This window comes from Corallococcus exercitus (assembly GCF_003611585.1).
GTDB lineage: Bacteria > Myxococcota > Myxococcia > Myxococcales > Myxococcaceae > Corallococcus > Corallococcus exercitus.
In genome coordinates this window covers 1-6,316 of the sequence record NZ_RAVW01000507.1, presented here as the reverse complement: position 1 = coordinate 6,316, position 6,316 = coordinate 1, and the positions used below count along the sequence as shown (strand labels likewise).

The 6,316-nt window shown below is 73.9% G+C and carries 5 protein-coding genes and 1 pseudogene; 2 read left to right on the top strand and 4 right to left on the bottom strand.

All coding sequences use genetic code 11. The features are described from left to right. Positions 1 to 834 (top strand): annotated as a pseudogene (locus D7W79_RS44035) (hypothetical protein); the annotation flags it as partial. Between the two features lie 33 nt (positions 835 to 867). Here D7W79_RS44035 and D7W79_RS44030 read toward each other — a convergent pair. After that, positions 868 to 1,371, bottom strand: coding sequence for a hypothetical protein (locus D7W79_RS44030; RefSeq protein WP_158617148.1), 504 nt, complete (start codon positions 1,369 to 1,371; stop codon positions 868 to 870). Between the two features lie 210 nt (positions 1,372 to 1,581). Here D7W79_RS44030 and D7W79_RS37130 point away from each other — a divergent pair, with 210 nt between their 5' ends. After that, positions 1,582 to 3,795 (top strand): fused MFS/spermidine synthase, encoded by a 2,214-nt coding sequence (locus tag D7W79_RS37130; protein WP_120530003.1) that lies wholly within the window; start codon positions 1,582 to 1,584, stop codon positions 3,793 to 3,795. A 16-nt stretch (positions 3,796 to 3,811) separates the two neighbouring features. Here D7W79_RS37130 and D7W79_RS37125 read toward each other — a convergent pair whose 3' ends face one another. The 3 genes from D7W79_RS37125 to D7W79_RS37115 all read right to left on the bottom strand — a co-directional run. Then, positions 3,812 to 4,618: a YoaK family protein gene (locus tag D7W79_RS37125; protein ID WP_244222183.1), complete on the bottom strand. Its 807-nt coding sequence runs from the start codon at positions 4,616 to 4,618 to the stop codon at positions 3,812 to 3,814. Between the two features lie 69 nt (positions 4,619 to 4,687). Beyond that, positions 4,688 to 5,038, bottom strand: coding sequence for a histidine triad nucleotide-binding protein (locus D7W79_RS37120; RefSeq protein ID WP_120530001.1), 351 nt, complete (start codon positions 5,036 to 5,038; stop codon positions 4,688 to 4,690). Between the two features lie 63 nt (positions 5,039 to 5,101). Then, the coding region (locus D7W79_RS37115; protein ID WP_120530000.1) for a glycosyltransferase family protein at positions 5,102 to 6,316 on the bottom strand (1,215 nt) is incomplete at its 5' end.

Sequence of the window (6,316 nt, the reverse complement as noted above, 5' to 3'; positions counted from 1 at the left end):
GATCCGGACGAGTCGTCCACCTCGCGCTCGTCGCGCGACGACGCGACCCGGCGCAAGGCGATGCCGGTGAGGCAGGAGGCCTCGGAGCCGCCCCGTCCCGCGCGGCGTGAGCCGGCGCCGGTCGGCAAGGGCGGCGCGCTGCGCTCCGGGCTGGTGTTCGCGCTGCTGCTGGTCGTGGCGCTGTCCATCGTGGGCGCGGGGCTCTACTTCGTCCCCGAACTGCGCGTGGCCGTGGGCCTGGAGCAGTCGCGCACGTCGACGCCGCCTCCGCCCACGCCGGTGCAGCAGATGCCCACGCGGACGGAGACCTCTCCGGTGCGCCCGTCCACGCCCGCTCCGGCCCAGGGCACGCCGCCCGCCCAGGAAGTGGCTGCGGCGCCCGCCGTCGCGTCGGCTGAAGCCCCGCCGCCGCCCGCCGAGCCCGTGCAGGCCCCCACCGAGACCGCTCCGGCCGCAGATCCCGCCGGGGCTCCGATGGAGGCTACGGACGACCTGCTCGCCCCGGGTGGGCCGACGGAGGAGGCTGCCGCCCCCGCGTCGCCCACTCCCGAGGTGAAGAAGGCGACCCCGGCACGCCCGGGCAAGCGCGCCGCCACGGCTCGCGGCGCCAAGGAGGCCAGTGCGACCACCGAGCTGGATCGGGAATGGGCGAAGACGAGGACGCTCTTCCTGATGCTCGAGAAGAACCACGGCTGCGAGGCCATGGGGCTGCAGTGCCAGCGCTACGGCACGCTCGTGGAGGACTTCAACGAGGGCGGCAGCAGGACGCCGACCCTCAAGGAAGTGCGGAGCCTGTACAGCCAGCTCCGGGAAGTGCAGCGCCGTCAGGAGTAGCGTCTCGAGACGGCGCTTCCCACGTGGGCGCGCCTAACGCCGCGTGCCCGCGTCCATCCGCGTGCCCGCGTCCATCCGCGTGCCCGCGTCCATCATCCCCGTGCCCGCGTCACGCATCGTGCCCGCGTCGCGCATCGTGCCCGCATCCATCATCCCGGTGCCCGCGTCGCGCCCCGAGCCGCCCGTGCCCTGGTAGCTCTCCGCGAGCCCCGTGCCCAGCTCCCCGCTGCCGCCGGTCTGCGAGCCGGAGTTGTTCGCGGCCTCGCCCTCCATTGTGTTGGGGGCCGAGGTGCCGCCACCCAGCGCGCCCTTGCTGTCGCTGTTGTAGGGCCTGCCGCCGCCCCCCTCGTTGGACGGGTGGCCCAGGTCGCTGCCAGCCGTGTCCCCGGCCGGGGCCGGCTGCGAACGGTGCTGGAGCTGCACGGGGTCCTGGAACCCCTGGGGGCCCCTCGAAGACTGCTCGCTGTTGCAGCCCCAGGCCGCGAAGGCACCGCCCACCAGCAGTCCCATCCCCATCACGCGCTTGATGCCCTTCATGGTTTCCCCCTCTGGCGCGAGGACCTCCGCGCCTGTCCGTCCGGGAAGTTAGGGCCGACGCTTCCCGGGGCCACCCACCCCAGCAGCTGCCTGCCTGGTCGCCCGCCGGGCTCCGGGACGTGCCCGTGTTGACAAGACTGTCGACCTGGCGGGAAACACCGAGAGCGCGGGATTCCTACGCCGTGCGTCTTCCCCCGCTCCCGAGGTCGCATGGTTCGCTACGCCCTCGCCATCTTCACCAGCGCCTTCCTGCTCTTTGGCGTCCAGCCCCTGGCGGGCCGCTACGCGCTGCCGTGGTACGGCGGCACGCCCGCGGTGTGGACGGCGTGCATGCTGTTCTTCCAGGCCGTGCTGCTGGCGGGCTACGCCTACGCGCACGCGGTGGCCTCCCGGCTGCGCCCGCGCTCGCAGGCCTTCCTGCACCTGGGCCTGCTGGTGGTGGCGCTGGGCGCGCTCGTGGCGCGGGCCTCGTGGACGGGCTCGCCGCTGGCGCCGGGGGATGGCTGGCGCCCGGTGGATGAGCACCTGCCCGTGCTCCGGCTGATGCGGATGCTGGCCGCCACGCTGGGCCTGCCCTTCTTCGTGCTCAGCACCACCGGCCCGCTGCTCCAGTCGTGGTTCGCCCGCGCGCGGCCGGAGCGCTCGCCGTACGTGCTCTACGCGCTCTCCAACGCGGGTTCGCTGCTGGCGCTGTTGGGCTACCCGTTCCTCGTGGAGCCCTGGGTGGGCCGGAGCGCGCAGGCGTGGGGCTGGGCCGCGGGCTTCGTCCTCTTCGTCCTCTGCGTCCTGGCCTGCGCCCGGGACCTGCTGCGCCGAGCACCCGCGGCGAGCCCCCTCGAGTCCTCCGCCGGGGCTCTCCCCGAGGCTCTCTCCGATGCTCCCATCGAAGCGCCGCGCCCGGGCGTGGGGCGCACGCTGACGTGGCTGGCGCTGAGCACGTGCGCGTCGGTGCTGCTCCTGGCCACGACGAACAAGCTCTCCCAGGACGTGGCGGCGGGCCCCTTCCTGTGGGTGATGCCGCTCGCCGTGTACCTGGTCACCTTCATCCTGGCCTTCTCGCGCGAGTCCCTCTACGAGCGCACGCCGTACTCGGTGGCGCTCATCGCCTCCGTGGTGCTGGTGACGTACGCGCACAAGGAGGGCCCCGCGCTGGGGCTGGGGTGGCAGGTGCTCTTCCACGCGTCCGCCCTCTTCACGGGCGCCATGGTGTGCCACGGCGAGCTGTACCGGCGCCGCCCGGCCCCGCGCTACCTGAGCGCCTTCTACCTCTGGGTGTCCGTGGGCGGCGTGGCGGGCGGCGTGTTCGTCAACCTGGTGGCGCCCGCCCTCTTCAACACCTACTGGGAGCACCCGCTGGCCCTGGCCGCGTGCTGCGCGGTGGCCTTCGTGGGGCTGATGCGCCGGCCGAAGGAGGAGACGGTGGTGGCGCGCACGCAGCGCCTGCTGCGCGGGACGCTGCTGGTGGGCGTGGCGCTGCACCTGCCGCTGCTCGTCGTTACGGACCAGGAGCGCGTGCGCTTCGCCGCGCGCAACTTCTTCGGCGTGGTGCGCGTGCTGGAGCTGTCCCCCAACGACCCGAAGCAGCACCAGTACGCCCTGCGCCACGGCGCCATCACCCACGGCTGGCAGTACATCCGCCCGGAGCGCCGCAGCCTCCCTTCCGCGTATTACACGCCGGACAGCGGCCTGGGGCTCGCGCTCACGGAGCAGCGCCGGTGGCGCCAGGCCCAGGGACTGCCCACCGGCCTGCACGTGGGCATGCTGGGGCTGGGCGTGGGCAACAGCGCCGCGCTCCTGGCGGCCGGGGACGACGTGCGCTTCTACGAAATCAACCCCGTCATCATCGACCTGGCGCGGGGCAGGGGCGGCTTCTTCAGCACGCTGACGGACACGCCCGCGCGCGTGGAGGTCGTCGAAGGCGACGCGCGCATCTCACTGGAGCGGGAGCTGGAGCAGGGCTCGCGGAAGTTCGACGTGCTGGCGCTGGACGTCTTCAGCTCGGATGCCATCCCGGTGCACCTGCTGACGCGCGAGGCGGTGGCGCTCTACCTCCAGCACCTGGCGCCCCACGGCGTGCTGGCGCTGCACATCAGCAACCAGCACCTGGACCTGGTGCCCATCAGCCTGGCGCACGCGCGGGCCTCCGGCCTGGCCGCGGCGCTCGTCACGGTGGACAGTCAGGGCGACACGGTGTCGAGCTCGTGGATGCTGCTGAGCCCGGAGCCGGAGTTCTTCTGGGGCGCCACCTTCACCGGCGGCCGCGCGCACGTGCGCCGGCTGGCGCTGCGCGGCGAGCCCGCCTACGTCTGGACGGACGAGCGCAGCAGCGTGCTCCAGGCCCTGCGCCCCAGGGCCCAGGGCCGCGCCGCGGCGGACCCGAACGTCATCGACGCGCCCGCGGTGGCCCGGCCCTCCGCGCCCTGACGCGAAGGCGCGCGCGTCAGGGGGACGGCGCGGCGGGGGACGGCGCGGGCTTGACGTTCATCCGCACGTCCAGCGCGGCCAGCACGCCCAGCACCGCGCACGGCAGCACCAGCGTCACCGCCCCGTGGCGCAGGAACAGGAACGGGCCCAGCGTGGAGCCCGCGAGGAACGCCAGCGCCAGCCCCAGGTGCAGCCGCGTGCGCTCGAACTGCACGGCGGAGGGCAGGTCCCTCACGCGGCGCCACAGCCCCGGAGCGCCTTCCCCCCGGATGCCGTCGCGCACCCACGCCAGCATCTGCACCAGCTGGATGCCGATGTCCGTGAGCAGCCCCGTCACGTGCGTGGTGCGCACCACCGCGCCGGACACCCGCGTCACGAGCGCGTTCTGCAGCCCCATGGCGAAGGCGATGCCCCAGAGCAGCACCGGCGCTCGCGTACCCGGCATGGACGCCATGCCCACGCCCACGCCGCCCAGCACGAGCGCCTCCAACAGCAGCGCGGCCACGTGCCGCCCCCGCGTGCGGTGCCGCGAGGCATCCAGCAGCCCCGTCGCGCAGAAGGCCCCGGCGACGAACAGCCCCATCAGCTGCGCGGGCAGCCGCGCCGTGTCCCAGCGGCCCTGGGCCAGGGACTCGCCCAGCGTGGCCATGTTGCCGGACATGTGGGACGCATGCGCGCCCAGCGCCACGAACCCCACGGCGTTGACCGCGCCGGCCACGGAGGCCAGCAGCAGGGCGAGGCGGGAGTAGGCGCGGCGGGACTGGGGTGACGACTGGGCGCTGAACATGACGGGCGGGCCCGCCCGGGAAGAAGGGTGGGCCACGCGCCCGGGAACGCTAGCACCGGGCGCCCGGGCGTGGGTCACGCACTCGGGGCGTCCGGAGAGGGAAGGCTAGCCCGGCGGCCAGTGCAGGGGGCGGCCCGCGAGCAGGTGCAGGTGGATGTGGAACACCGTCTGGCCCGCGTCGCGCTGGGTGTTCATCACCACCCGGTAGCCCGTGTCCGCGAAGCCCCGCTCGCGCGCCAGCTTCGCCGCGCCGATGTAGAGGCTGCCCACCACCTCCCGGTCCTCCGCCGTGATGTCGTTCACCGTGGGGATGTGCCTGCGCGGGATGAACAGCACGTGGGTGGGGGCCTGGGGGTTGATGTCCTCGAAGGCCAGGCAGTCCTCGTCCTGGTAGACGACCTTCGCCGGGATGAGGCCATCGCGAATCTTGCAGAAGAGGCAGTCGGATTCGGGCATGGCCCTGGCTTTACCAACCCGCCGGTGGGGCAGGAAGGGGCTTCTGGGGCCGAACTGTCCCTCTCAGGGCAGTCGCCACGAATAGCCGGGGTCCGGCGTGCAGCCCGTGATGGGCAGCTTCACCAGCACCAGCCGGCCCTCCCGGGCCACCGCCGTGCCCGCGCCCTCGTAGCCTTCCAGGGTGATGACGTGGCTGAAGCGGTTGGAGCCCCGGCCGGGGCCGTTGTGGGGATACAGCGGCACCTTCCGGTGGAAGTAGCTGTAGCCCCCCGTCCACGCCTGGTGGACCGTCTCCACCTTCAGGCCGCACACGTCGTCGCGCCGGCCCGCGGCCTCCAGCAGCCGGTTGACCGGGCCCTGGTCGTCCCACGCGCTGTCCTGGGGGCGCACGTGCTCGTACTGGCCCAGCTCGCCGAAGGTGAGCGCCCCCGCGCTGGCGCCGGACAGCAGCGCCGCCGCCACCACCGCCACCGCGACGGTGGCCCGCGCGGGGAAGCCGCGAAGCACGCGCAGCACCGAATCCAGCCCCACGCCCGCCAGCGCCGCCAGCAGGGGCAGCGCCGGCACCAGGAAGCGCAGCTCCTTGTGCGGCTGGTACGCGTGCAGGACCACGAAGACGGCCGTCAGGAAGGACAACCCCCATGCCCGGGGCAGCGCCAGCAGGGCCAGCGCGCCCACCAGCACGGACAGCCCCGGCATCGCCGTGCGCAGGATGCGCGGGTAGTAGTCGAAGGCCTCCGTGCCGAACATCGCGGCCTTGCCCTGCACCAGGTTGAAGTCCAGGTACACGATGGCCGAGTGGAACCACCGGCCCCAGGTGAGCTTGTCCAACAGGCCAAAGGCCAGCGCCCACCCGGACAGCACCGCCAGCGCCACGCCCGCCTGCCGCCACTGGCGCCGCGCCAGGAGCACCGCCAGCAGGCCCACGCAGAAGACGCCGTTCTGCAGCCGCAGCAGCACCGCCAGCCCCAGCAGGGACGCCCCCGTCACCAGGGCCCGCCGGGACGCGGAGGCCGGCAGCGCCAGGGCCAGGCCCAGCACCACCGGCAGCGCGGAGGCGTTCTCGCTCATGGCCCGCGGGGCGAAGTACAGGGGCACCGACGCCAGCGCGAACAGGGCCGCCCCGCCGGAGGCCGCCAGGGTGGAGGCCCCGGACGCGCGGGCGAGCCGCCACGTGGCCCACGCCGTCGCGGTGCCCACGAGGGCGAAGAAGCCCTTCACCAGCGCCAGGTAGCCCGCGGGGTCCGTCAGCCCCACCATCCGCCCCAGCCCCAGCAG

What these genes read in the sequence shown, in the direction of transcription:
- D7W79_RS44030 (WP_158617148.1), bottom strand. Translation starts at nt 1,371, where the DNA reads ATGAAGGGCATCAAGCGCGTGATGGGGATGGGACTGCTGGTGGGCGGT.
- D7W79_RS37130 (WP_120530003.1), top strand. Translation starts at nt 1,582, where the DNA reads ATGGTTCGCTACGCCCTCGCCATCTTCACCAGCGCCTTCCTGCTCTTT.
- D7W79_RS37120 (WP_120530001.1), bottom strand. Translation starts at nt 5,038, where the DNA reads ATGCCCGAATCCGACTGCCTCTTCTGCAAGATTCGCGATGGCCTCATC.